Genomic DNA, 24,680 nt, shown 5'->3' with positions numbered 1-24,680 from the left:
CTGCGTAAAAGAGCCCGATCCGTTAAAGGATCGGGCTTTTTTTCAATATGATGAGTCAGTTGTTGAATTTGTTGTGCCATTTGAGCTTGTGCTGCTGTCATTTGTGTAGCCGCTTCTGCTCGTAGTGCCGTCTGTTGCAGTGCTTCCGTCAGTGCTTGAACTGCCAGTGCTGTCTGATGTTGAGCTATTGGTACTGGAGCTGTCAGTGCTTGAACTGCTCGTATCAGGATCATAATCTAAATGCTCTTGAAGCGTTTTTCTGACGTTTTCCAGATTCGCAGCATCCGGTTCAAAATAATATGTTAATTTAGGCCCTAAATACAAATCAGAACCAGTAATTGATAGTGTATCAATTTTCTTGCTGGTAAAGCCGCTGTAAATTTGCTGTAAGGCTAAGCCTTCAGTAATACGAATATTGGTTTCAACGTTTTCACTGGCTGTTTCTGCGATTTTATCAATTTTTGCAATATTGCTTATGTTGGACATCCGATCGATCAACGCGTTTAAAATTTGTTTCTGTCTGTCGTTACGGCCGAAATCTCCGCGTTTATCCTGTTTTCTCATGCGGGCATACGCCAGAGCTTCTTCACCATTTAAATGCATCTCGCCTTTTTTGAAATAAATCCGTTTGCTTTCGTCCACATCACTTTTTTCATCAAAGTCGAAAGGTACATCTACATCAATACCGCCAACCTCATTAATAACATCTTTAAATCCGTCGAAATCGACTGTTACATATTTATCGATTGGGATTTGCAAGAAGTTTTCAACAGTTTCAACAGTCTCATCTTTTCCGCCTTTGCTGTAAGCGGAATTGATCTTTGTTTTGCTGCCGGTTGTGTCACTTGCTAATTGCACACGTGTATCGCGCGGAATGCTCAGCATTTTCATGGTTTTATTTTTCGGATCAAGGGTAACTACAATAAGAGAGTCAGATCTCCCTTTTTGTCCTTTTGTCGCGTAATCTTCAATTCCCATAAATAAAATAGAAAATGGTTTTTTCTTCATATCTACAACTTTACTGCGAAGATTTGATTTATCTCCGCGGGAAAGCGCATCGTATGAATCATCCGCAGCGTTAATGGTTTTATATAGTTTATACCCTCCGAGACCTACAACTACCAATAATGCAAGGACGAACAACAACATAATCCTTTTTAAAATTTTTCTGCGTTTGCTCTTTTTCTTTTTGCGCACACGCACTCTAACGCGTTCAGCCATTATTCAGTCTCCTTTATGTGATTGACGGCTTTTTCAAGATACGTCAACTCTCCCTCTGTAATATCACTTTTTCCATTTGTTAACTCTGTCATCCACTCAGAAAACGATTGTGTTTCTTTTTCTTCTACATATGCTTCGAATTCTACGTTTTCTGCATAATGAATTTCTTTTAATAGAAAAGGTGATTCCCTTAATTCATTTTCAATCTTGCCAAGCCAAGTATAATCTGCGGAAGTATGCATAACCCTCATAAGCTTCCGTTCTACAACACCTATATGGTTTAATCCTTCAGACACTGACTTCCCATAAGCGCGGATTAAACCGCCTGCTCCCAGCTTTATGCCGCCGAAGTAACGCGTAACGACAGCACAAGTATCCTTAAGTCCGCGTTTTTTTAGCACCTCGAGCATAGGTACTCCTGCGGTGCCGCTCGGTTCTCCGTCATCATTGGCTTTTTGGATATGATCGTTTTCGCCAATTACGTAAGCTGAGCAATTATGAGTTGCGTTCCAGTGCTGTTTCTTTATTTTCTGTATAAATTCCTGTGCTTCTTGTTCGGTAGAAACACGGCTTAAATGACAGATAAAACGCGATTTTTCTATAACAATCTCGTGTTCTCCTGCTTCTTTCACAGTAAAATAGCTGTGCAGCATGCTTGCTGACCCCCTGCTAAGCATAAAAGACCGCCTATACAAATTCGTACAGTCTTTAGAATTTTTGTGCGTATTTTGTTATCATAAAGAGTAAGAAGGTACATAAAATTGTTTTTTTCTAGAATATACGCATTCTTTCATTATAATTCGACACAATTTGCAGATCAATTACATTTATAATAAAAATATATGACAACACCGTGACGGAGGGAAATTATGAATAAAACAAAGATGGATTCCAAAGTTCTGGACTCTATTTTGATGAAGATGCTGAAAACCGTTGACGGGAGCAAGGATGAGGTTTTTCAAATCGGGGAGCAGTCACGCCAGCAGTATGAACAGCTGGTCGAAGAACTGAAACAAATTAAACAGCAGGTTTATGAAGTCATCGAGCTTGGTGATAAACTTGAAGTGCAAACCCGCCATGCGCGAAACCGTTTATCCGAGGTCAGCCGCAATTTTCATAGATTCAGTGAAGAAGAAATCCGCAATGCTTATGAAAAAGCCCATAAGCTGCAAGTCGAACTGACAATGATCCAGCAGCGTGAAAAGCAATTGCGCGAACGCCGGGACGATTTGGAACGCAGACTGTTAGGCCTTCAGGAAATCATCGAACGCTCAGAATCACTAGTGAGCCAGATTACGGTCGTGCTGAACTATCTGAATCAGGATCTTCGGGAGGTTGGGCTGCTTCTTGCCGATGCGCAGGCAAAACAGGATTTTGGCTTGAGAATTATTGAAGCGCAGGAAGAAGAGAGAAAAAGAGTCTCGAGAGAAATTCACGACGGTCCTGCACAAATGCTGGCAAATGTTATGATGAGATCGGAATTAATTGAACGGATTTTCCGAGACCGAGGCGCTGAAGACGGATTCCAGGAAATCAAAAATCTCCGCCAAAATGTGCGGAATGCTCTTTACGAAGTGAGACGGATTATATATGATTTAAGACCGATGGCCCTTGATGACCTAGGCCTGATTCCAACTTTGCGGAAATATCTATATACAACCGAAGAATATAACGGTAAGGTGAAAATACATTTTCAGTGCATCGGCGATACGGAGGACAAACGACTCGCGCCTCAGTTTGAAGTTGCGCTCTTCAGACTCGCACAGGAAGCTGTATCCAATGCGTTAAAGCATTCTGGATCTGAAGAAATTACAGTCAAAGTTGAGATTACAAAGGATTTTGTGATTTTAATGATAAAAGATAACGGCAAAGGATTTGACCTGAAGGAAGCGAAAGAGAAGAAAAACAAATCATTCGGCTTGCTTGGAATGAAAGAAAGAGTAGATTTATTGGAAGGAACCATGACAATAGATTCAAAAATAGGTCTTGGGACATTTATCATGATTAAGGTTCCGTTATCTCTTTGACTATGATTTGTAAAATAGAGCCAAAAGGCATATTGACCGAATACCAGAGTATATAGAACAATAATACAAGGAGGCGTGGCTTGTGACTAAAGTAAACATTGTTATTATCGACGACCATCAGTTATTTCGTGAAGGTGTTAAGCGGATATTGGATTTTGAACCTACCTTTGAAGTGGTAGCGGAAGGGGACGACGGAGATGAAGCGGCTCGTATCGTTGAGCACTATCATCCTGATGTCGTGATCATGGATATCAATATGCCGAACGTAAATGGCGTGGAAGCTACAAAGCAGCTTGTAGAGCTGTATCCTGAATCTAAAGTAATTATTCTATCAATTCACGATGACGAGAATTACGTAACACATGCCCTGAAAACAGGTGCAAGAGGTTATCTGCTGAAAGAGATGGATGCTGATACACTAATTGAAGCGGTTAAAGTAGTTGCCGAGGGCGGTTCTTACCTTCACCCGAAGGTTACTCACAACCTCGTAAACGAATTCCGACGTCTTGCAACAAGCGGAGTTTCTGCTCATCCTCAGCATGAGGTCTATCCAGAGATTCGCAGACCATTACATATTTTAACAAGACGGGAATGTGAAGTGCTGCAAATGCTTGCAGACGGAAAAAGCAACCGCGGCATCGGTGAATCATTGTTTATCAGTGAAAAAACTGTTAAAAACCATGTCAGCAATATCTTACAAAAAATGAATGTAAACGACCGGACGCAAGCCGTGGTGGTCGCCATTAAAAATGGTTGGGTAGAAATGAGATAGCATGAAATTGGACTTGCCTTTTTGAGGCAGGTCTTTTTTTAGGCTTCTGTTTCCCTTACAATAGAGTCATAAATTGATAAGGCAGGTAACGAAGCTATGAATATTGCAGTAGTAACAGATAGTACGGCATATATTCCCAAAGAAATGCGTGAACAAAATCATATACACATGATTCCTCTCCAGGTTGTTTTTGGGGATGAAACATATCATGAAGAAACAGAAATGGACTGGAGAAGCTTTTACCAAGAAGTGAAAAAGCATACAGAGCTTCCATCCACTTCTCAGCCTGCGATCGGCGAGCTGGTTGCTTTGTATGAAGAGCTCGGCAAGACATATGATGCGGTGATCAGTATTCATCTTTCTAGCGGAATTAGCGGGACATTCAGCAGTGCAGCTGCAGCGAATACAATGGTCGATAATATTGAAGTATACCCGTTTGACTCAGAAATCAGCTGTCTGGCTCAAGGTTTTTATGCTCTGAAAGCAGCTGAATTGATCAGAAATGGAGTGTCATCGCCGGAAGATATTATAAAAGAACTGGAAGAAATGAAAAAAACCGTTCGGGCATATTTTATGGTGGATGATTTAACGCATCTTCAGCGAGGCGGACGATTAAGCAGTGCTCAAGCCTTTATTGGGAGTCTTCTCAAGGTAAAGCCTATTCTTCATTTTGACAATAAGGTAATTGTGCCTTTTGAGAAGATCCGCACACGCAAAAAAGCAATTTCGCGGATTTACGAGCTTTTAGATGAAGACGCAAGTAAGGGCATGCCGATGAAAGCTGCCGTTATTCACGCTAATCGAGAAGAAGAAGCATCGAGTATTATTGAAGAGCTCTCTGCAAAATATCCGCATGTTGAATTTTATAACAGTTACTTTGGTGCGGTTATAGGCACTCATCTTGGTGAAGGTGCAATAGGAGTCTGCTGGTGTTTTAAATAAATGATGAAATCTCCGTTTTAGAAACGGAGATTTTTTTATATTCTTTTTTTAGCTGTTAGACAGAATATTTTCATTCCGGCATAATATCTCGCAAGGAGGCCGTACTATGCAGACTAAGACATCAGAATCGAACAGCCTATTCTCTAAAGAACTGCAGCAGCAGCTTCAGGGCCGTCATCTGCTGAGAACAGAAATCCCATTTTCTGACGAGATCATTAATTGGCATATCGAGCATGGTTATATATCTGCCGAGGGGTCTATATCAAAAAATAAATGGGGATATAGATGCAATAGATGCGGTCAAAATGATCAACAGTATTTTTCTTCGTATCATTCATCAGGAGAAGATAAAGTATACTGCCGCTCTTGTGTCATGATGGGCAGAGTGAGTGAGGATGTTTCTTTATATTCCTGGTGCAAGGAGGCAGAGGCAAACTGGAAGCCTATAAAACTGACTTGGGATGGAAAGCTTTCAAGCGGACAGCAAAAGGCCGCTGACGTCTTAATTGAAGCAATTTCGAAGCAAGAAGAGCTCCTTATTTGGGCTGTTTGCGGCGCAGGTAAAACTGAATTATTATTCCCGGGTATAGAATTGGCATTAAATTTAAGACTGCGTGTTTGTATTGCAACCCCGCGCACCGATGTTGTATTAGAGCTTGCTCCGAGACTGAATGCTGCATTTCAGGGTGCTGATATTTCAGCTCTATACGGAGGAAGTGATGACAAAGGGCGTTTATCTCCGCTTATGATTTCCACAACCCATCAGCTTTTGCGCTATAAAGACGCATTCGACGTCATGATCATTGATGAAGTGGATGCTTTTCCATATTCCGCTGATCATACTCTTCAATTCGCTGTTCAAAAAGCGAGAAAGAAAAACAGCACTCTTGTTTTTCTAAGCGCAACACCTCCTAAAGAATTAAAAAGAAAAACATATAAAGGTGAGTTAAAATCCGTTCGCATACCGGCCAGATACCATCGGAAACCATTGCCTGAACCGCGTTTTCAGTGGTGCGGAAACTGGAAAAAGAAATTAACCCGAAACAAAATCCCAAATGCGGTAAAAAGATGGATAGAACAGCATGTGAAAGAAGGAAGGCCCGTTTTTTTATTTGTTCCTTCCATTTCTGTTTTGGAAAAGGCTGCTTCTTGTTTTAAAGATATGAATTATCGAACAGCGGCTGTACATGCGGAAGATAAGCTCAGAAAAGAAAAAGTGCAGCAATTTCGAGACGGTCAGTTTGATCTGTTAATCACAACAACAATATTGGAAAGAGGTGTCACAGTTCCTATGGTCCAAGCAGGCATCTTAGGGGCAGAATCGCCCATCTTTACGGAAAGCGCGCTTGTGCAAATCGCGGGAAGGACAGGACGGCATAAAGAACATGCAGACGGCGATGTCATTTATTTTCACTTCGGAAAAACAAAGAGTATGATAGAGGCAAGAAAGCATATAAAAATAATGAATGAATTGGCTCTAAAAAATAAATTGATAGACTAGTTAATATTTAAAAACATGATACAGTATACTCATATAACTAATGAGGAGCTGTAAAAATGCTTGTCAATTCAAAAGAAATCATGATGCAAGAACTTCTTGACCGATATATGGATCAGCTTCATATGACCTGCACTTGCCAAGTATGCAAAAATGATGTACTTGCACTTTCTTTAAACCAAGTAAGACCAGCTTACGTCACTGATTTAAAAAAGATTGCATATACGAAAGCTGAGCTGGTAGATAAACAGAAAAACACGGCTATGCTTGTGATTTTGGCTGAATCAGCTGCTGTGGTATCGGAGAATCCGAGTGATCAATGCGAAAAGAGACAGGAGGAGGCTCTAAAAAACTGATCTGTCTATTATGTGATTCAAAATTTTCTCAAGCTGTTTCATGGTGCTCACTATTCTTATTAAAACCTGACGACAGGGTCTGTCAGTCCTGCAGAAACAAATTACAGATCATCAAAGGGGCCATCTGTCCGCTTTGCGGCAGGCCTCAAACCGCTCATGAAGTGTGCGCGGATTGCGAGGCATGGAAATCAAGAATAGATGACGGCTTAAGGCTCAGTCAAAACCGTTCTGTTTACTTATATAATGACATGATGAAAGAAACGCTCGCCCGAATGAAATTCAGGGGAGATGCAGCAATAATAAGCGCTTTTAAAAATGACTTTTCCTCAGAATTCTCTGCTGTCTATCCAGATAAACGCCTTGTGCTCGTTCCCATTCCGTTAAGCGAAGAACGGAAAGCAGAACGCGGTTTTAACCAGTCACAAATGCTTGCTGAATGCTTAAACCGGCCCATCATCAATCCTCTCATCCGCCTGAATAATGAAAAGCAGTCTAAGAAAAAGAAACCGGAGCGCCTGCTTTCAGAGCATGTTTTTGAAACAAAAAACAGCTCGGTTGAGGGTATGGATATTGTTTTAATCGACGATCTTTATACTACGGGCGCCACTTTGCACTATGCTGCCCGCTGTTTATTGGAGAAAGGCAAAGCTGGTTCAGTGTCATCTTTTACCTTAGTGAGAAGCTAAATGATTCAATTTTTGTGCCGATATAATGTCTAGAAATTACTGCAGGCATATTAATGAATAAGGAGTAAACATGATGGGTGAACTGGCGAATTGTCCGAAATGCAATGCTTTATTTTTAAAAACAAAGCTGCAAACCGTGTGTCAGGCGTGTATTAAGGAAGAAGAAAAATCATTTGAGACTGTATATAAATTTTTAAGGAAACAGGAAAACAGGCAATCAACACTGAGCCGCATAACTGAGGAAACAGGTGTGGAGGAAGAGCTGATTTTAAAATTCATCAGGCAAAAGCGAATCCAAATCACTCATCTGCCGAACTTGGCATACCCTTGTGAAAGGTGCGGGACATCGATTAGGGAAGGCAAGTTCTGCAAGGCTTGCCAGTCCGATATAAAGGATCAAATAGATCATCTGAACCAAGAATCCGCATTGAAAACAGAACGGGAAAATAGTAAAAAAGACACATACTATGCCTATAATACCAAAAACAGCTGATTCCCTAAACTAACTGAAAACGCAGTCGATAAAAGGGTTAGATTGTTTAAAGACTGCAACGGAAAGCGAGAGGAATCCTATGAAAATCAATCAATTTGGAACACAATCCGTTAATCCATACCAAAAAAATTACGAAAAGCAATCAGTACAAAAAAATGCTGCACAGCCTAAAGATAAAATCGAAATTTCATCGCAGGCTAAAGAGCTGCAAAATGCATCCGACGCAGTCACTGGTTCACGCCAGGAAAAAATCGCGCAGCTAAAAGCGCAAATTGAAAACGGGTCATACAAAATAGACGCAAATCATATTGCAAAAAATATAATTAATTTTTATAAAAAGCAGTAAAAAAGGAGAAAGCCATGTCAGCAAAGCCAATTATTGAACAATTGAAGCGACTTTGCGTTCTGCATGAGCATTTGCTCACGCTGTCTGAGGAAAAAACGGAAGCGCTCAAAGCCGGCAAAACAAAAGAGCTTTCTAACATTTTGACAAAAGAACAAAAATATATTCAAGCAATCGAACAGACCGAAGATGACCGGATTAAAGCGGCTTCCGCTTTTCTTGGATACAGCGAAAATAACACTATTTCTGCTTGTATCGCCAAAACTTCAGGCAGTGAAAAGGAAGAGCTTGAACTTTTGTTCGAATCTCTTACTAAAGTTCTCGGGCGTTTAAAAGAAGTGAATAAGCTGAATAGACAGCTGACAAGAGACGCGCTGCAATTCATCTCTATTTCGTACGATATGCTGGTTCCTAAGGATAATAACTTTAATTACAGCAAACAGATTAAAGCTGAGCTTCCGAAGAGCAGCCGGCTGAAACTGTTCGATTCAAAAGCTTAGCGGAAAGGAATTCAGAATATGACATCTACCTTTATGGGGCTTGAAACTGCAAGGCGGGCGTTAAGCGCCCAGCAGGCAGCGTTAAGCACGACTGCAAATAACGTGGCAAATGCCAACACTGACGGTTATACAAGACAGCGAGTCTCGTTGGAGGCAACTGACTACTTCCCTGCTGTATCAAAAAACGCAGAAAAAACCGCGGGGCAAATGGGAACGGGCGTTCAAGGGAAGTCAGTTGAGAGAATAAGAGATATCTTTCTTGACTACCAATACCGTCTTCAAAACAATAGTGCCGGATACTACGACACGAAGGCCAAAGCTCTCTCCCAAATGGAAGGCATCTTAAATGAGACGGACGGCAGCGGCTTAAACAGTGTACTCAATTCGTTTTGGAATTCCCTTCAGGAATTATCGAATAATACAAACGAAGACAGTGCGCGTTCTGTTGTCGCTGAAAAAGGAAAAGCTCTAGCAGAAACGTTTAATTATCTTTCCGAATCACTTACAAATGTTCAATCGAACTTAAAAGCAGAGCTAGATACTACGGTGTTGGATGTCAATTCGGTGCTTTCCCAATTAAACAGTTTAAATAAGCAAATAGCTCAAGTTGAGCCGGTCGGGCTTCTGCCAAATGGTTTATATGATCAGCGAGATTTGCTGATCGATAAATTATCCTCAATGGTTGATATTAAAGTCAGCTATAACAAATCAGGCGGTAATGCACTTGCTTCTGCTGAAGGAACCGTATCAATTGAAATCCTTGATAAAAATAAACAGTCACTGGGAACTGTTTTGGACGGTGAAAATTACGAGGTTTCAGAACTTGCAGCCAACTATGATAATGAAACTGGTTTAGTATCAAGTATTTCAATCGGAAACACTGCTCTACAGGCTGAGTCATTCAGCAGTAAGGGATCTCTTTTAGGATTTATAGAGTCTTACGGGTATGTATCAGCAGGCGGCGAAGAAAAGGGCACATATCCGGACATGCTATCAGATCTCGATAATATGGCACTTGAATTCGCGAAAGCTTTCAATGAGGTGCACCGAAATGGTTTGACCAAGAGCGGCGAACAAGGCGGGGACTTTTTTGATTTTACCGGTGGTGAAACTGAACCGGCAAAAGGAGCGGCGGGCAAGATTAAAGTAGCTGCCAGCATATCAGATTCAAGCGGCGCGAATATTGCTTTCTCACTGACTGGTGCAGCCAACGATAATTCAAATGCAACAAAATTAGCGAATGTGTTAACAGGTGATATAACCATTAATGGTAAAAAGACAAGTGTGCTAGATTACTCTTCAGGTCTGATTGGCGAGCTGGGGATCAAAGCTCAAGAGGCGAATCGGCTGGCATCTAATACAGAAACACAGCTGAATGATGCAGACATAAACCGTCAGCAAATGAGCGCTGTTTCTTTAGATGAAGAAATGACCAATATGATTCAATTCCAACACGCATACAATGCTGCCGCAAGAATGGTAACGTTACAAGACGAAATCCTTGATAAAGTAATTAATGGCATGGGTGTCGGGGGAAGGTAGGTAGATCAAATGAGAGTAACACAAGGGATGATTCAGCAAAACTCATTGAGATATATCGGTTCAAGCTACTCAAAGCTGGATAAACTTCAATCACAGATTTCTTCCGGAAAAAAAATCTCAAAAGCTTCCGATGATCCTGTAGTAGCTATGAAAAGCTTAAAGTATAATACGCAATTATCTCAAGTTCAACAATACCAAAGTAATGCTTCTCAAGCTTTTACCTGGCTTGAAAACACTGAAACAAACATTACTGAAGGAATTGACATTATGTCAAAGGTCAGAGAGTTAGCTGTTCAAGCTAAGAATGACACAAATGGTGGAGCAGAATTGCAAGCTATTGGTGTAGAAGTAAAACAATTAAAAGAACAGCTTTTAAATATTGCTAATACACAAGTGAACGGCAGATATATCTTCAATGGCACTAATTCAGATACACCTCCAGTTAAAGACAACGGCGACGGAACTTATACGATTTCTGATACGGCTGACGTTATTGTCAATATATCGGATAATATGTCATTAAAGGTAAACTCAGATCCGAAGGCAGCTTTTGGCGGTACTTCTGGAAGCGGACAAAATGTGTTTGAAATGCTTAATTCATTTGAGACAGCACTTAATTCAGGCTCTTTGGACGATGTGGACAGCGTTTTAGATGATATTGATCAATTTTCTGACGGTATGAGCGCAGAACGATCTGATCTCGGAGCGAGATATAACCGTCTTGAACTGATTAATACAAGACTTGCATCTCAAGAAGAAACAGCTACAAAAGTATTGTCTGACAATGAAGATGTAGAACTGGAAGAAGTCATAACGGAATTTATTGCCCAGCAAAGTGTACATAGAGCTACCTTAGCTGTAAATGCGCAAATTGTTCAGCCTACATTGATCGACTTTTTAAAGTAAGCGGCTCTCAGGAGTTCGCTTTTTTTATAGTTTAGGAGGTAGAGTGATGCAAATTCCCAGATTGATTATGCATAGTGTTCAAGGGAAAATTGGTTTAACAACGACGCCCGCCAGCTTAAAAATGGAGCAGCCGCAAGCCGACCTGGAGATTGAACAGCCAAGCGCGGAAATGGAAATATCGGTGACACCTGGAAAACTTACGATTGACCAGACGCAAGCATGGGAAGAATTAGACAGAAAGCATGTATTCAAAAGAATCGAAGAAGCTGCCCAGCAAGGGCATGAGGATGTAATGGAAGGCATAGCCCGTACTGCAGAAGAAGGCGACGAGCTTATGAGAATTGAAAATAAGGGGAACCCAATCGCTTCACAAGCAAAGAGGAACTCTGAGATGCACCAAATTCAATTAGGAGAACATTATGCTCCTTCTCTTTCAAGGGTGAAAATACAATATACCCCATCACAGCTTGATATTCAGATTACGCCGCGAAAGCCTGTTATTCAGGCTGAACCGCGTAAACCAATTGTTGAATATACGCCGGGAAATGTTAAGGTTGACATGCTCCAATACCCTGATTTAAATATAGAGGTAGAAAACCTAAAAGAATCACTCGAAAAGTAAAAAGAAAAGGATCGTGAACAATGATCATTCATACTAAATACCATGGCCAAATGAACGTAAAAGAAGAACAAATCATTCTTTTTGAAAACGGGATTCCGGGCTTTTTAGAAGAAAAACAGTTCGTCATTCTTCCGCTTTCAGAAGACTCTCCATTCGTGGCGCTGCAGTCCGTCACTTCAGAGAATCTTGCGTTCATCGTTGTAAGTCCGTTTATCTTTTTTAAGAATTATGAATTTGACCTTGATGAATCAACTGCTGAACTTTTGGATATCGATAATATTGAAGACGTAGAAGTCATGACATTATTGACCATGGCAGAACCATTCGAAAAAACGACTGCTAATTTATTGGCTCCTATTATTGTGAATCGCAAGAACATGCTGGCTAAGCAAGTCGTTTTACACGACTCCCCATATACGACAAAGCATCCGATTGGAGGAGAATCATGCTAGTTTTATCGCGGAAAATAAACGAAGCGATTCAAATAGGTGCTGATATTGAAGTAAAAGTGATTGCGGTTGAGGGTGACCAAGTGAAAATTGGAATTGAAGCCCCAAAGCATATTGATATTCACAGGAAAGAAATTTACTTGACCATTCAGGAAGAAAATAACCGTGCGGCAGCGTTATCCAGCGATGTGATCTCCGCATTATCCTCACAAAAAAAGTGAGGATTTTTTTTATTTTTGTATTAACAAAATCAGAGACAATCCGATATTAATGATGTAGCCGGGAGGAGACGCAAACACTCCGCCAGTTACAAAAAAACAAGGCACAAGGACGTGCCTTAACAACATATTCAGGGAGGAACAAAACAATGAGAATTAACCACAATATCGCAGCACTTAACACATTAAACCGTTTAGGCTCAAACAACGGTGCAGCACAAAAGAACATGGAGAAGCTTTCTTCAGGTCTTCGTATCAACCGTGCGGGAGATGACGCAGCAGGTCTTGCGATCTCTGAAAAAATGAGAGGACAAATCAGAGGTCTTGAAATGGCTTCTAAAAACTCTCAAGACGGAATCTCTCTTATCCAAACAGCTGAGGGTGCATTGACTGAAACTCATGCAATCCTTCAACGTATGCGTGAACTTACTGTTCAAGCAGGAAACACTGGAACACAACAACCAGATGATCTTAAATCTATCCAAGACGAAATCTCCGCTCTAAAAGAAGAAATTGGCGGTGGAACTGATGCGAACGGGATTGCAGACCGTACACAATTCAACGGTAAAAACCTATTAGATGGTTCTTTTGCTAGCGGTACAGCAGACCTTACATTCCAAATTGGTGCAAATAAAGGACAGCAATTAACAGTAAATATTGACAGCATGAAAGCGGCTGACCTTGGAACAACTGTAAAAATCAGTGATATCGATGTAACAAAGTTTGATACTTCATCATTCGATGATCAACTTTCCGGAATTGATGAAGCAATCACTCAAGTTTCTAACCAACGTTCTAAACTTGGTGCGGTACAAAACCGTCTTGAGCACACAATCAACAACTTAAGCGCTTCTGGTGAAAACCTGACAGCTGCTGAGTCTCGTATCCGTGACGTTGACATGGCGAAAGAAATGAGCGAGTTCACAAAGAACAACATTCTTTCTCAAGCTTCTCAAGCGATGCTTGCTCAAGCGAACCAACAGCCTCAAAACGTACTTCAATTGTTACGTTAATTTTGAAAAAGACCTTGGCGTTTGCCGGGGTCTTTTTTTATATCCGTAACTCCAAATCTTTCCCCCTTGCTGTCTATAACCCGTGATATAATAATCGAATTCTCCACTATCTTATAAATGTATTTCCAAACAAGAATTCTAAAACAGATGAGTTTTTTTCCAAAAATATGTGTAATCTTATCTCGACTTAGTCGATATAAACGATAGATTGGGACATAGGGGATGATCAATTGAACATTGAAAGACTCACTACGTTACAACCTGTTTGGGATCGTTATGATACTCAAATACATAATAAGAAAGATCATGAGAGTGAGGTTCCTGTTCATCAAGTTTCATATACCAATCTTGCTGAAATGGTAGGGGAAATGAACAAGCTTTTGGAACCTTCGCAAGTTCACCTGAAGTTTGAGCTCCATGAGAAGTTAAATGAATACTATGTAAAAGTAATAGAGGACTCTACAAATGAAGTCATCCGCGAAATTCCGCCGAAACGGTGGCTTGATTTTTATGCGGCCATGACTGAATTTCTTGGGTTATTTGTAGATGAAAAAAAGTAGATGAGGAGTGGTTTGAAATGGTCACGAGAATAACAGGTCTTGCGTCAGGAATGGATATAGATGATATCGTATCAAAGCTGATGCAGACAGAAAGAGCGCCGCTGGATAAGCTGACACAAAAAAAGCAGACGCTTGAATGGCAGCGTGACAGCTATCGTGAAGTCAACTCAAAAATAAAAGAATTACAAGATTATATGTCTAAAAATACGTTGACATATCCGAGCACGTATCAGAGCAAAGCTGTGACCAGCTCCAATGAGTCTGTGTTAACTGCTACAGGAAACGCAAGTGCGCCAAATTCGTCTTCTACTGTTGAAGTAGCGAGTTTGGCAACTGCAGCAACGTATAAGGCAAATAATTATACGGGATACACACAAGGCGATTATAATTTGGCATTTAACGTTGTAGCACCTGGTGAGACAACGGCAAAAACAGTGAACATCAGTGTGACGAGCGCCGATACCATTGATAATGTGATTTCTAAACTTAACAGTTCAGATCTAGGAGTATCAGCATTTAAAGACAAAATATGGAATGGTACAGAGTATGTAGAAACGATTGCGATTTCTTCTAAAGCAACAGGTGCAGGAGGCAGCATACAGGCAGCAGACTCTGCTACATCCGACTTTATGTCCGGTCAGCTTGGTTTTTCTTTAGACGCTGATAATAAGCTCACTGCTTACAAAGAAGGAACAAATGCAAAGGTCACGATTAATGGCTTTGAAATGGAGAAGCTGACAAACAACTTTACGGTTAATGGCGTTACCTACTCGATCAAAAATACAACTGCAGCCACAGGCCCTGTTACCACATCTGTTTCTACTGATGTTGACGGGATTTATAACCAAATTAAAGAGTTTGTAGATAAATACAATGAATTGGTTGACAGCCTGAATGAAAAGCTTCAGGAAGAAAAATACAGAGACTATACTCCGCTGACGAGTGAACAAAAAGAAGCAATGTCTGATAAAGAGGTAGAACTCTGGGAGAAGAAGGCAAAAAGCGGTTTGCTGAGAAATGATTCCAGCATCAGCACCGGTACAAACCAAATGAGGACCGACTTTTATTCTCAAGTAAATGCGGATGGGAAAGCCTATCAATTAACTGAATTTGGCATCACAACCTCAAGTGCTTACCAATTGCGGGGACATTTAGAGATTAATGAAGACAAACTGAAAGCAAAAATACAAGAAGATCCACAAAGTGTTGCTGCCTTATTTACAAACGGGACGAACAGCAGCGCTTATAGTGATAAAGGAATTATGAAACGCATCGGTGAAACACTGAAAAGTACAGTGAAAAGCATTGAAGCAAAAGCCGGCAACTCGACAATGGGAACCAATGACTACTCAATCGGTAAAAATTTGAACACGATCAGCACTGATATCACCAAAATGCAGGACAGATTGAATACCATAGAAAACCGCTATTATACAAAATTCAGTGCAATGGATTCTGCGATTCAAAAAATGAACGAACAAGCGTCCTATTTATCACAGCTTCTTGTACAATAAATGTAATTTGGAGGATGACACATGGCGATCCAAAATCCTTATGCAGCTTATCAGCAAAATTCAGTGAATACCGCTACGCCCGGGGAGCTGACCCTTATGCTGTATAATGGCTGTTTGAAATTTATAAAACTTGCATCTCAGGCCATTGAGAATAATGATATGGAACGTAAAAATGAAAATCTGATTAAAGCGCAAAATATCATTCAGGAATTAAATGGTACGCTTAACCGCAACATAGAGCTTTCCGGTTCAATGGGTGCGATGTACGATTATATGTATCGAAGACTGGTAGAGGCAAATATGAAAAATGATAAGAGCATACTGGAAGAAGTTGAGGGGTATGTGACAGATTTTCGCGATGCTTGGAAACAAGCCATGCAAAGTGAACGAAAGGACCGGCACGGATCAGGCGGGATCGCATGAAAAACATAGATCAGCTATACACTGAGACGGAGAGTATGCTGTCACACATACAAAACACACCGGAAAGCGATGAACTTTTAAAGCAAATTGAAGACTTTGTGTCTAAACGGTCTGAACTTATTCAGGGGATAGCTCTGCCGCTTTCAGAAGAAGAGCGAAAGCAGATGAAACTTGTCTTGACATGGGATCAGCTTATTGTGAAAGAAATGGAAAGACTGAAGCAGTCAATCGCAGCAGAACTTCAGCAGGTGAAAAGAAAACGTGCGATGCATACGACGTATTTAAATCCTTATAACAACATCACGATTGACGGTAGATATTATGACAAGCGTAAATAGGTGAGTGCCTTGAAGAGCATTGAGGATTATACGCTTTTATCAGCTTATTATCATCTTCTTTTTACCATTGAGGAAGGGCTGTGCTATTTGATAGAGGCGGAACAGAATTTATCAAAGACAGAAGGGGATCGGATCTACCAAGATCTGATCCAAGCCTTTTTTTATTTGGATTCAACCCATTCAACTCTTCTTTTCGTGATGAACACACGGTGCGCGGAAGTATGCGTTAAGGCTTTTGACGAGATTTTTGCAGAATTTGATCAATTGGTTTCTTTCTCATTCCCCTCTCATGAATTCTGCGAGTATTTAAAAGGACATTTTCTGATTCACTATAGGAAATGGATGCTGTCCATTCATCGATGTATGGAGCCCTTTGTGATCAATTGACGTTGTGTAAGGTATTTTTTCTTATTGCCAGCATATACATATACCTCCCGTAACCATAGGAACATCAGCATAAAACGGCATAATTCGACAAAGTTCACTGAATTTTCACAAAAGGTTTACGTTTCAGCAGGAATTGTAAAGGGTAAAGGAGAAATAGATACATATCCTTAATAAAAGGGAGGCGTTCTTTGATGAACTATAACATCAGAGGAGAAAATATTGAAGTGACACCCGCGTTAAAGGATCATGTCGAGAAGAAGATCGGCAAGCTGGAGCGTTATTTTGAGCATAGTGTAAATGCCGATGTGAACGTCAACTTGAAGTTTTACAATGACAAGGAGTCCAAGGTTGAGGTTACGATTCCGATGACAGATCTGGCGCTTCGGTCTGAAGTGCATAACGAGGATATGTACAATGCAATTGATCTCGCTACAAACAAGCTGGAACGTCAGATCCGTAAGCATAAAACAAAGGTAAACCGCAAATTCCGTGAGCAGGGTCTTCCGAAATCTTCAGTGGCAAACGGCCTCGGCTCTGATACAGATATTGCGGTTCAGGACGAAATAGAAGAAGATGAAAGCTTAGAAATCGTCCGTCAGAAGCGCTTTAATTTAAAGCCGATGGATAATGAAGAAGCGATCTTGCAAATGAATATGCTCGGCCATAACTTCTTTGTTTTCACAAATGCGGAAACAAACCTTACAAACGTCGTGTACCGCAGAAATGATGGGAAATATGGCCTGATTGAACCGACTGAATAATGAAGAGCAGCCTTCCGTGATTTTCGCGGAAGGTTTTTGTTTTTTCTTATTTGCAAATTCTTTGGAAATAAGAGAAGGTATGATATGATAATGAGAGGTATACATGGACTAGTAAATTATTTATACATGCTTGTCAAACAGGCATGTGATGATAGAGGAGCGTTATAAATGCTTGGAATTTTAAATAAAATGTTTGATCCAACAAAACGTACGCTGAATAGATACGAAAAAATAGCTAACGATATTGATGCGATTCGGGGAGACTATGAAAATCTCTCGGATGATGCGCTGAAACATAAAACAATTGAATTTAAAGAGCGCCTTGAAAAAGGGGCGACAACTGATGATCTACTTGTTGAAGCATTCGCAGTGGTTCGGGAAGCTTCCCGCCGCGTAACCGGCATGTTCCCGTTTAAAGTCCAGCTTATGGGGGGCGTGGCTCTTCATGACGGAAATATCGCGGAGATGAAAACAGGGGAAGGTAAAACATTAACGTCTACTCTGCCTGTTTATTTAAATGCCTTATCTGGAAAAGGCGTGCACGTCGTGACAGTCAATGAATACTTGGCGAGCCGTGACGCAGAGCAAATGGGGAAAATTTTTGAGTTTCTTGGCTTAACTGTAGGACTGAATTTGAACTCAATGTCGAAAGATGAAAAACGGGAAGCTTATGCGGCTGACATCACTTATTCTACAAACAACGAGCTCGGTTTCGATTATTTGCGAGACAACATGGTTCTTTATAAAGAGCAAATGGTGCAGCGTCCGCTTCATTTTGCGGTAATTGATGAAGTCGACTCTATTTTGATTGATGAAGCGAGAACACCGCTTATCATTTCAGGACAAGCTGCAAAATCGACAAAACTGTACGTACAGGCAAATGCTTTTGTACGCACGTTAAAAGCAGAGAAGGACTATACGTATGATGTAAAAACAAAAGGTGTACAGCTCACAGAAGAAGGAATGACAAAGGCTGAAAAAGCGTTCGGCATCGACAACCTGTTTGATGTGAAAAATGTGGCGCTCAACCACCATATCAACCAGTCCTTAAAAGCGCACGTTGCCATGCAGAAGGACGTTGATTACGTAGTAGAAGACGGTCAGGTTGTTATCGTTGACTCTTTCACGGGTCGTTTAATGAAAGGCCGCCGCTACAGCGAAGGGCTTCACCAGGCGATCGAAGCGAAGGAAGGGCTTGAAATTCAAAATGAGAGCATGACCTTGGCGACGATTACGTTCCAGAACTACTTCCGGATGTATGAAAAGCTGGCCGGTATGACGGGTACGGCTAAAACAGAGGAAGAGGAATTCCGTAACATCTACAACATGCAGGTTGTGACGATTCCGACAAACCAGCCGGTTGTTCGTGATGACCGTCCGGATTTAATTTACCGTTCAATGGAAGGGAAGTTTAAGGCCGTTGCAGAAGATGTTGCCCAGCGATATATGACAGGACAGCCCGTTCTTGTCGGTACAGTTGCGGTTGAAACGTCTGAATTGATTTCAAAGCTGCTCAAAAACAAGGGTATCCCGCATCAGGTATTAAACGCCAAAAACCATGAACGTGAAGCGCAAATCATTGAAGAGGCCGGTCAAAAAGGCGCTGTGACGATTGCGACAAACATGGCGGGGCGCGGGACAGACATTAAGCTTGGCGAAGGAGTAAAAGAGCTTGGCGGACTAGCCGTTGTCGGAACGGAACGCCATGAATCACGCCGGATTGACAATCAGCTGCGAGGACGTTCAGGACGTCAGGGTGATCCGGGGATCACGCAATTTTATCTTTCTATGGAAGATGAATTGATGCGCAGATTTGGTGCTGAGCGGACAATGGCAATGCTTGACCGCTTTGGTATGGATGACTCCACTCCGATTCAAAGCAAAATGGTATCACGCGCGGTTGAATCATCTCAAAAACGCGTTGAAGGAAATAACTTCGATTCACGTAAACAGCTTCTCCAATATGATGATGTTCTCCGCCAGCAGCGTGAGGTTATCTATAAGCAGCGTTTCGAAGTCATCGACTCTGAAAACCTGCGTGAAATCGTAGAAAATATGATCAAATCTTCTCTCGAGCGGGCAATTGCGGCCTATACGCCTAGAGAAGAGCTTCCTGAGGAATGGAAGCTTGACGGTCTTGTTGAGCTTGTTAACACGACTTACCTTGACGAAGGCGCGCTTGAAAAGAGCGACATCTTCGGCAAAGAGCCCGATGAAATGCTTGAGCTCATTATGGATCGCATCAAGACCAAATATAATGACAAAGAGGAAAAATTCGGCGAAGAACAAATGCGCGAATTTGAGAAAGTCATCGTGCTTCGCGCCGTCGATTCAAAATGGATGGATCATATCGACGCAATGGATCAGCTTCGCCAAGGGATTCACCTTCGTGCTTACGCGCAAACTAATCCGCTGCGTGAGTATCAAATGGAAGGCTTTGCGATGTTTGAGCATATGATTGAATCCATCGAGGACGAGGTTGCCAAATTTGTGATGAAGGCTGAGATTGAAAATAATCTGGAGCGTGAAGAGGTTGTACAAGGCCAAACCACGGCTCATCAGCCGCAGGAAGACGATGAAAACAAAAAAGCAAAGAAAGCGCCGGTTCGTAAAGTGGTTGATATCGGCCGAAATGCGCCATGCCACTGCGGAAGCGGAAAAAAATATAAAAATTGCTGCGGCCGGACTGAATAGTTCGTTCGGGCAAGTTTGCTGACCGCGGCGCCTTGAGCGCCCGCGGATCTTTTAATGAGGTGAATGGAATGGAATTATCAGAAATCAGAGTTGAGCTCGAAAATATGGCTTCTCGTTTAGCGGACTTTAGGGGGTCTCTTTGACCTCGAATCAAAGGAGACCCGCATTGCTGAGCTAGATGAGCAAATGGCTGATCCGGAATTCTGGAATGATCAGCAGAAAGCCCAAACGGTCATCAATGAAGCAAATGGTTTAAAGGATTATGTCAATTCCTATAAAAAATTGAATGAAACCCATGAAGAACTGCAAATGACTCATGACCTTCTGAAAGAAGAGCCGGATCAAGATCTTCAGCTTGAGCTTGAAAAAGAGCTAAAGGCATTAACGAAGGAGTTCAATGAGTTTGAGCTTCAGCTTCTACTCAGTGAGCCGTATGATAAAAACAACGCAATTTTGGAGCTGCATCCGGGTGCAGGCGGTACTGAGTCACAGGATTGGGGCTCTATGCTTCTCAGAATGTACACCAGATGGGCTGAGCGCCGCGGCTTTAAAGTGGAAACGCTCGATTACCTTCCTGGTGATGAAGCCGGTATTAAGTCAGTCACATTACTGATTAAAGGGCACAACGCTTATGGGTATATCAAGGCGGAAAAAGGCGTCCACCGTCTCGTGCGGATTTCTCCGTTTGACTCATCAGGCCGCCGCCACACTTCATTCGTATCTTGTGAAGTTATGCCTGAATTCAACGATGAGATCGATATTGATATCCGTACGGAGGATATTAAAGTTGATACGTACCGTGCAAGCGGAGCAGGCGGACAGCACGTCAACACGACAGACTCAGCTGTTCGGATTACTCACTTGCCGACAAACGTGGTTGTGACATGTCAAACAGAACGTTCACAAATTAAAAACCGTGAAAGAGCGATGAAAATGCTGAAGGCGAAGCTGTATCAGCGCAGAATTGAAGAACAGCAGGCCGAGCTGGATGAAATTCGCGGTGAGCAAAAAGAGATCGGCTGGGGAAGCCAAATCCGCTCTTACGTATTCCATCCGTACTCCATGGTCAAAGACCATCGGACCAATACAGAAATGGGTAACGTTCAAGCCGTAATGGACGGAGATATTGACGTATTTATTGACGCATACCTTCGTTCTAAACTTTCATAAGGAGGAAACACACCTGGTGTCTACAGGTGTGTTTTTTTATTGCCTGCATATCCTTGCTTTCATTGCTGCTTTAGCATATTACCACTGTGTTTGGGTGTTATTTACATCTTATCGGGGAAGGATTAAAATGCTATCGGAGAGCATAGGAAGAAACGGAGGAAGGTTGTAATGATGGATGTACGAAATAAAAGTCTTCGAGTTATAAGGGATTATGTATACATACTGATAGGGGCAGCAATTACAGCAGTGTCCTTTAATGTCTTTCTGCTTCCTAACAAAATAGCCGCAGGCGGTGTCAGCGGAATCAGTACCATTTTACAGTCATATGGTTTTGAAGCGGCCTATGTGCAGTGGATCATTAATATTCCCTTATTTATTGCCGGTATCATTTTGCTTGGCGGTAAATTTGGACTCAAGACACTCGCGGGTTCTGTCTTTTTGCCGCTTGTCGTGTTTTTGACGAGAGACATTCAGCCTGCTACACATCATGAGCTTCTGGCGGCGATTTTTGGCGGCGTCGGCATCGGGATTGGAATCGGCATTGTGTACTTAGGCAAAGGATCGACCGGGGGAACGGCATTAGCGGCTCAAATCATTCATAAGTACACAGGTCTCTCATTAGGGACGTGTCTCGCGATCATTGACGGTTTGATTGTTGTTACCGCGATGATCGTATTTAATATAGAGCAGGGACTGTATGCCATGCTTGGGGTGTATGTATCAAGCAAAACCATTGATGTCGTCCAAGTCGGCTTCAACCGCTCTAAAATGGCGCTTATCATTACAAAACAGGAACAGGCCGTGAAGGAAGCTGTTTTTAAAAAAATTGACAGAGGCGTTACGAAAATTTCTGCAGTCGGCGGATATACTGACGATGAACGACCGATTTTAATGTGCGTGGTTGGCCAAACTGAATTCACGAAATTGAAACAAATCGTCAAACAGATTGATGAGACTGCTTTTGTGATTGTAGCAGATGCAAGCGAGGTGCTGGGCGAGGGTTTCAAACGCGCTTAAACGAGGTTATAATATGGAAGAGATCGTAAAGGAGTTGTGCTTCTCAACATGAAATCAAAACTATCGATACTGATGCTTGTATTTGCCATTTCTGCCCTGCTGGCTGCCTGCGGTTCTAACGATGCAAAAGAAGAGAAGACAGACAACGGCAGCAAAACAGAAGCCTCTGCGTCTGAAGGGGAAGAATTATATCAGCAGAGCTGTGTAGGCTGCCACGGCAAGGATTTAGAAGGTGTGTCAGGACCTAATCTCCAAGAGGTTGGAGGCAAATACGACGAAGAAAAAATTGAAAGCATTATTAAAAACGGACGGGGCAATATGCCGAAGGGGCTTGTAGATGATAAGGAAGCCGCTTCAATTGCCAAATGGCTGTCAGAGAAAAAGTAAGAGGAGAAAATCTTTGCCGCGATTCAGGCAAGGATTTTTTTATGCCGAAATAATGATGAATGAAAAGAAACTGTAATAGTATTATGTCTAAATTTGACGTATAATGAAGTGTGTTGAAAATCAAACTTTCAGATTTTTCATCTTTTTACAAATGAATGGGTCATAAACTGTCGAATGCTTTCGAAGAGTATGACCGTGCGACATAAAATGATATAAAAGATTAGGTGATTTCATGATAGAGATGAAAGAAGTATACAAAGCCTATCCGAACGGTGTAAAGGCGCTTAACGGGATTTCAGTTACCATTCATCCCGGAGAGTTTGTTTATGTTGTCGGACCGAGCGGAGCGGGTAAATCTACTTTTATTAAAATGATATACAGAGAAGAAAAGCCGACAAAAGGGCAAATTTTACTCAATCATAAAGATCTCGCATCGGTTAAAGAAAAAGAGATTCCTTTCGTGCGGCGCAAAATAGGTGTAGTCTTCCAGGACTTCAAGCTTCTTCCGAAACTTACTGTGTTTGAGAATGTGGCTTTTGCCCTTGAAGTAATTGGAGAACAGCCGTCTGTCATTAAAAAACGGGTGCTTGAAGTGCTTGATTTGGTGCAGCTGAAGCATAAAGCGAGACAATTCCCTGACCAGCTTTCAGGCGGGGAGCAGCAGCGTGTCTCTATAGCCAGATCAATTGTGAACAGCCCTGATGTTGTCATTGCAGATGAACCTACGGGAAACCTTGATCCGGATACGTCTTGGGAAGTCATGAAGACGCTGGAGGAGATTAATAACCGCGGAACAACAGTCGTAATGGCGACACATAATAAAGAAATCGTAAACACCATTAAGAAACGTGTCATTGCAATCGAAGATGGTATCATTGTGCGTGATGAGTCAAGAGGGGAGTATGGTTCTTATGATTAAAATTCTCGGGCGCCATTTGCGTGAGAGTTTTAAATCTCTCGGGAGAAACACCTGGATGACGTTTGCATCCATTAGTGCAGTAACCGTTACGCTGATTTTAGTCGGCGTGTTTTTAGTGATTATGCTGAATTTGAATAACATGGCCACGAATGCTGAAAAAGAAGTCGAAATCAAGGTATTGGTTGATCTGACTGCAGATAAGAAGGCACAGGACAAGCTGCAGAACGAGATAAAAGACCTGAAAGGCATTCAAAGTGTCACTTTTTCATCTAAAGAAAAAGAGCTTGACCAGTTAGTTGACAGTTTTGGAGACAGCGGAAAATCCCTGACGATGCAGGATCAGGAAAACCCGCTGAATGATGCATTTGTGGTGAAAACGACCGATCCGCATGATACGCCAAGTGTCGCGAAAAAGATAGAAAAAATGGATCATGTTTACAAAGTTACTTACGGAAAAGAAGAGGTCAGCCGTTTGTTTAAAGTGGTCGGCGTTTCCCGCAACATCGGAATCGCGTTAATTATCGGCTTATTGTTTACGGCGATGTTCTTAATTTCCAACACCATCAAAATTACGATTTTTGCAAGAAGAAAAGAAATTGAAATCATGAAGCTTGTTGGTGCGACGAACTGGTTTATCCGCTGGCCGTTTTTCCTTGAAGGATTGCTGCTCGGCGTATTCGGTTCAGTCATTCCGATCGCGCTTGTATTGAGCACTTATCAATATGTTATCGGATGGGTCGTTCCGAAGGTTCAAGGATCATTTGTCTCTCTTCTTCCATATAATCCGTTTGTATTCCAAGTCTCGCTTGTATTAATTGCGATCGGCGCAGTGATTGGAGTATGGGGAAGCCTGACTTCCATCCGCAAGTTTTTGCGGGTATAAACATAAGAAAAGCCATCCCGATTGCGGGGCGGCTTTTTT

29 protein-coding genes are annotated in these 24,680 nt (G+C 41.7%); 27 read left to right on the top strand and 2 right to left on the bottom strand.

The window, feature by feature from the left end:
- Window positions 1–42: 42 nt before the first annotated feature.
- Both LNN34_RS18225 and LNN34_RS18220 read right to left on the bottom strand, forming a co-directional pair.
- Entirely contained in the window at window positions 43–1,221 is a 1,179-nt protein-coding gene (locus LNN34_RS18225) for an LCP family protein (protein WP_229044091.1), read from the bottom strand.
- On the bottom strand, window positions 1,221–1,874 hold the full coding sequence (locus tag LNN34_RS18220) for a YigZ family protein (protein WP_044159478.1): 654 nt from the start codon (window positions 1,872–1,874) through the stop codon (window positions 1,221–1,223). Before LNN34_RS18220 ends, LNN34_RS18225 begins: the two co-directional genes overlap by 1 nt.
- A gap of 216 nt (window positions 1,875–2,090) precedes the next feature.
- Here LNN34_RS18220 and degS point away from each other — a divergent pair, with 216 nt between their 5' ends.
- The 27 genes from degS (at window position 2,091) to ftsX (ending at window position 24,641) form a co-directional block, all read left to right on the top strand.
- Entirely contained in the window at window positions 2,091–3,248 is a 1,158-nt protein-coding gene (degS, locus tag LNN34_RS18215) for a two-component sensor histidine kinase DegS (protein ID WP_024123030.1), read from the top strand.
- An 82-nt stretch (window positions 3,249–3,330) separates the two neighbouring features.
- Window positions 3,331–4,020: a two-component system response regulator DegU gene (gene degU / locus LNN34_RS18210; RefSeq protein ID WP_003219701.1), complete on the top strand. Its 690-nt coding sequence runs from the start codon at window positions 3,331–3,333 to the stop codon at window positions 4,018–4,020.
- 96 nt (window positions 4,021–4,116) lie between these two features.
- A complete protein-coding gene (locus tag LNN34_RS18205) occupies window positions 4,117–4,962 on the top strand; it encodes a DegV family protein (RefSeq protein WP_044159470.1) in 846 nt (281 codons plus the stop codon).
- Between the two features lie 106 nt (window positions 4,963–5,068).
- On the top strand, window positions 5,069–6,463 hold the full coding sequence (comFA, locus tag LNN34_RS18200; RefSeq protein WP_229044088.1) for an ATP-dependent helicase ComFA: 1,395 nt from the start codon (window positions 5,069–5,071) through the stop codon (window positions 6,461–6,463).
- Between the two features lie 56 nt (window positions 6,464–6,519).
- Window positions 6,520–6,816, top strand: a complete 297-nt coding sequence (locus LNN34_RS18195) for a late competence development ComFB family protein (protein WP_229044086.1) — start codon at window positions 6,520–6,522, stop codon at window positions 6,814–6,816.
- A complete protein-coding gene (locus LNN34_RS18190; RefSeq protein WP_229044084.1) occupies window positions 6,780–7,502 on the top strand; it encodes a double zinc ribbon domain-containing protein in 723 nt (240 codons plus the stop codon). The genes LNN34_RS18195 and LNN34_RS18190 overlap by 37 nt, the downstream gene beginning before the upstream one ends.
- A 73-nt stretch (window positions 7,503–7,575) precedes the next feature.
- Complete coding sequence (locus LNN34_RS18185; protein ID WP_024123026.1) at window positions 7,576–7,995, top strand: TIGR03826 family flagellar region protein; 420 nt, start codon at window positions 7,576–7,578, stop codon at window positions 7,993–7,995.
- A 79-nt stretch (window positions 7,996–8,074) separates the two neighbouring features.
- On the top strand, window positions 8,075–8,341 hold the full coding sequence (gene flgM, locus LNN34_RS18180) for a flagellar biosynthesis anti-sigma factor FlgM (protein WP_044159458.1): 267 nt from the start codon (window positions 8,075–8,077) through the stop codon (window positions 8,339–8,341).
- A 14-nt stretch (window positions 8,342–8,355) separates the two neighbouring features.
- On the top strand, window positions 8,356–8,838 hold the full coding sequence (gene flgN, locus LNN34_RS18175; protein WP_010332064.1) for a flagellar protein FlgN: 483 nt from the start codon (window positions 8,356–8,358) through the stop codon (window positions 8,836–8,838).
- Between the two features lie 18 nt (window positions 8,839–8,856).
- Entirely contained in the window at window positions 8,857–10,380 is a 1,524-nt protein-coding gene (gene flgK, locus LNN34_RS18170; protein ID WP_229044083.1) for a flagellar hook-associated protein FlgK, read from the top strand.
- Between the two features lie 9 nt (window positions 10,381–10,389).
- Window positions 10,390–11,286 (top strand): flagellar hook-associated protein FlgL, encoded by an 897-nt coding sequence (flgL, locus tag LNN34_RS18165; protein WP_106295418.1) that lies wholly within the window; start codon window positions 10,390–10,392, stop codon window positions 11,284–11,286.
- 46 nt (window positions 11,287–11,332) lie between these two features.
- Window positions 11,333–11,908, top strand: a complete 576-nt coding sequence (locus LNN34_RS18160) for a DUF6470 family protein (protein WP_229044081.1) — start codon at window positions 11,333–11,335, stop codon at window positions 11,906–11,908.
- Between the two features lie 20 nt (window positions 11,909–11,928).
- A complete protein-coding gene (gene fliW, locus LNN34_RS18155) occupies window positions 11,929–12,360 on the top strand; it encodes a flagellar assembly protein FliW (protein ID WP_024123020.1) in 432 nt (143 codons plus the stop codon).
- The gene (gene csrA, locus LNN34_RS18150) at window positions 12,354–12,578 is read left to right on the top strand and encodes a carbon storage regulator CsrA (protein ID WP_010332059.1); all 225 of its coding nucleotides are present in this window, start codon (window positions 12,354–12,356) and stop codon (window positions 12,576–12,578) included. The genes fliW and csrA overlap by 7 nt, the downstream gene beginning before the upstream one ends.
- Window positions 12,579–12,724: 146 nt before the next feature.
- The gene (hag, locus tag LNN34_RS18145) at window positions 12,725–13,588 is read left to right on the top strand and encodes a flagellin Hag (protein ID WP_024123018.1); all 864 of its coding nucleotides are present in this window, start codon (window positions 12,725–12,727) and stop codon (window positions 13,586–13,588) included.
- A 230-nt stretch (window positions 13,589–13,818) separates the two neighbouring features.
- A complete protein-coding gene (flaG, locus tag LNN34_RS18140) occupies window positions 13,819–14,148 on the top strand; it encodes a flagellar protein FlaG (protein WP_044159446.1) in 330 nt (109 codons plus the stop codon).
- Window positions 14,149–14,165: 17 nt separating this feature from the next.
- Window positions 14,166–15,662 (top strand): flagellar hook-associated protein 2, encoded by a 1,497-nt coding sequence (locus LNN34_RS18135; RefSeq protein ID WP_059292442.1) that lies wholly within the window; start codon window positions 14,166–14,168, stop codon window positions 15,660–15,662.
- Window positions 15,663–15,683: 21 nt separating this feature from the next.
- Entirely contained in the window at window positions 15,684–16,085 is a 402-nt protein-coding gene (fliS, locus tag LNN34_RS18130) for a flagellar export chaperone FliS (protein WP_059335038.1), read from the top strand.
- Window positions 16,082–16,423: a flagellar protein FliT gene (locus LNN34_RS18125; RefSeq protein WP_044159439.1), complete on the top strand. Its 342-nt coding sequence runs from the start codon at window positions 16,082–16,084 to the stop codon at window positions 16,421–16,423. The genes fliS and LNN34_RS18125 overlap by 4 nt, the downstream gene beginning before the upstream one ends.
- Before the next feature lie 9 nt (window positions 16,424–16,432).
- On the top strand, window positions 16,433–16,810 hold the full coding sequence (locus tag LNN34_RS18120) for a hypothetical protein (RefSeq protein ID WP_024123013.1): 378 nt from the start codon (window positions 16,433–16,435) through the stop codon (window positions 16,808–16,810).
- Between the two features lie 191 nt (window positions 16,811–17,001).
- Entirely contained in the window at window positions 17,002–17,571 is a 570-nt protein-coding gene (hpf, locus tag LNN34_RS18115) for a ribosome hibernation promotion factor (RefSeq protein ID WP_044159437.1), read from the top strand.
- A 168-nt stretch (window positions 17,572–17,739) separates the two neighbouring features.
- Window positions 17,740–20,265, top strand: a complete 2,526-nt coding sequence (secA, locus tag LNN34_RS18110; RefSeq protein ID WP_044159435.1) for a preprotein translocase subunit SecA — start codon at window positions 17,740–17,742, stop codon at window positions 20,263–20,265.
- Between the two features lie 68 nt (window positions 20,266–20,333).
- Window positions 20,334–21,435, top strand: a protein-coding gene (prfB, locus tag LNN34_RS18105; protein WP_229044079.1) for a peptide chain release factor 2 whose coding sequence is annotated in 2 segments (ribosomal slippage) — window positions 20,334–20,405 and window positions 20,407–21,435 — 1,101 coding nt in all. Because the reading frame shifts where the segments join, the coding sequence is not laid out codon by codon here.
- A 171-nt stretch (window positions 21,436–21,606) separates the two neighbouring features.
- Window positions 21,607–22,452 carry a YitT family protein gene (locus LNN34_RS18100; RefSeq protein WP_024123009.1) on the top strand — a complete coding sequence of 282 codons (846 nt, stop codon included), beginning with the start codon at window positions 21,607–21,609 and terminating at the stop codon, window positions 22,450–22,452.
- A 48-nt stretch (window positions 22,453–22,500) separates the two neighbouring features.
- Complete coding sequence (gene cccB, locus LNN34_RS18095; protein WP_024123008.1) at window positions 22,501–22,839, top strand: cytochrome c551; 339 nt, start codon at window positions 22,501–22,503, stop codon at window positions 22,837–22,839.
- Between the two features lie 232 nt (window positions 22,840–23,071).
- Entirely contained in the window at window positions 23,072–23,758 is a 687-nt protein-coding gene (ftsE, locus tag LNN34_RS18090; protein WP_010332047.1) for a cell division ATP-binding protein FtsE, read from the top strand.
- Window positions 23,751–24,641 carry a permease-like cell division protein FtsX gene (ftsX, locus tag LNN34_RS18085; RefSeq protein WP_044160364.1) on the top strand — a complete coding sequence of 297 codons (891 nt, stop codon included), beginning with the start codon at window positions 23,751–23,753 and terminating at the stop codon, window positions 24,639–24,641. The genes ftsE and ftsX overlap by 8 nt, the downstream gene beginning before the upstream one ends.
- Window positions 24,642–24,680 lie beyond the last annotated feature (39 nt).

It is taken from the genome of Bacillus sp. AF23 (assembly GCF_020861455.1).
Classification (GTDB): domain Bacteria; phylum Bacillota; class Bacilli; order Bacillales; family Bacillaceae; genus Bacillus; species Bacillus halotolerans.
Note: the sequence above shows the minus strand (reverse complement) of the source record. Positions and strands in the feature narration are given on the sequence as shown.

Bases quoted from the DNA above. Each gene is read 5' to 3' on its own strand.
- LNN34_RS18225 (WP_229044091.1), bottom strand. From the start codon at position 1,221: ATGGCTGAACGCGTTAGAGTGCGTGTGCGCAAAAAGAAAAAGAGCAAA.
- LNN34_RS18220 (WP_044159478.1), bottom strand. From the start codon at position 1,874: ATGCTGCACAGCTATTTTACTGTGAAAGAAGCAGGAGAACACGAGATT.
- degS (WP_024123030.1), top strand. From the start codon at position 2,091: ATGAATAAAACAAAGATGGATTCCAAAGTTCTGGACTCTATTTTGATG.
- LNN34_RS18205 (WP_044159470.1), top strand. From the start codon at position 4,117: ATGAATATTGCAGTAGTAACAGATAGTACGGCATATATTCCCAAAGAA.
- comFA (WP_229044088.1), top strand. From the start codon at position 5,069: ATGCAGACTAAGACATCAGAATCGAACAGCCTATTCTCTAAAGAACTG.
- LNN34_RS18195 (WP_229044086.1), top strand. From the start codon at position 6,520: ATGCTTGTCAATTCAAAAGAAATCATGATGCAAGAACTTCTTGACCGA.
- LNN34_RS18190 (WP_229044084.1), top strand. From the start codon at position 6,780: ATGCGAAAAGAGACAGGAGGAGGCTCTAAAAAACTGATCTGTCTATTA.
- LNN34_RS18185 (WP_024123026.1), top strand. From the start codon at position 7,576: ATGGGTGAACTGGCGAATTGTCCGAAATGCAATGCTTTATTTTTAAAA.
- flgM (WP_044159458.1), top strand. From the start codon at position 8,075: ATGAAAATCAATCAATTTGGAACACAATCCGTTAATCCATACCAAAAA.
- flgN (WP_010332064.1), top strand. From the start codon at position 8,356: ATGTCAGCAAAGCCAATTATTGAACAATTGAAGCGACTTTGCGTTCTG.
- flgK (WP_229044083.1), top strand. From the start codon at position 8,857: ATGACATCTACCTTTATGGGGCTTGAAACTGCAAGGCGGGCGTTAAGC.
- flgL (WP_106295418.1), top strand. From the start codon at position 10,390: ATGAGAGTAACACAAGGGATGATTCAGCAAAACTCATTGAGATATATC.
- LNN34_RS18160 (WP_229044081.1), top strand. From the start codon at position 11,333: ATGCAAATTCCCAGATTGATTATGCATAGTGTTCAAGGGAAAATTGGT.
- fliW (WP_024123020.1), top strand. From the start codon at position 11,929: ATGATCATTCATACTAAATACCATGGCCAAATGAACGTAAAAGAAGAA.
- csrA (WP_010332059.1), top strand. From the start codon at position 12,354: ATGCTAGTTTTATCGCGGAAAATAAACGAAGCGATTCAAATAGGTGCT.
- hag (WP_024123018.1), top strand. From the start codon at position 12,725: ATGAGAATTAACCACAATATCGCAGCACTTAACACATTAAACCGTTTA.
- LNN34_RS18135 (WP_059292442.1), top strand. From the start codon at position 14,166: ATGGTCACGAGAATAACAGGTCTTGCGTCAGGAATGGATATAGATGAT.
- fliS (WP_059335038.1), top strand. From the start codon at position 15,684: ATGGCGATCCAAAATCCTTATGCAGCTTATCAGCAAAATTCAGTGAAT.
- LNN34_RS18125 (WP_044159439.1), top strand. From the start codon at position 16,082: ATGAAAAACATAGATCAGCTATACACTGAGACGGAGAGTATGCTGTCA.
- hpf (WP_044159437.1), top strand. From the start codon at position 17,002: ATGAACTATAACATCAGAGGAGAAAATATTGAAGTGACACCCGCGTTA.
- secA (WP_044159435.1), top strand. From the start codon at position 17,740: ATGCTTGGAATTTTAAATAAAATGTTTGATCCAACAAAACGTACGCTG.
- LNN34_RS18100 (WP_024123009.1), top strand. From the start codon at position 21,607: ATGGATGTACGAAATAAAAGTCTTCGAGTTATAAGGGATTATGTATAC.
- cccB (WP_024123008.1), top strand. From the start codon at position 22,501: ATGAAATCAAAACTATCGATACTGATGCTTGTATTTGCCATTTCTGCC.
- ftsE (WP_010332047.1), top strand. From the start codon at position 23,072: ATGATAGAGATGAAAGAAGTATACAAAGCCTATCCGAACGGTGTAAAG.
- ftsX (WP_044160364.1), top strand. From the start codon at position 23,751: ATGATTAAAATTCTCGGGCGCCATTTGCGTGAGAGTTTTAAATCTCTC.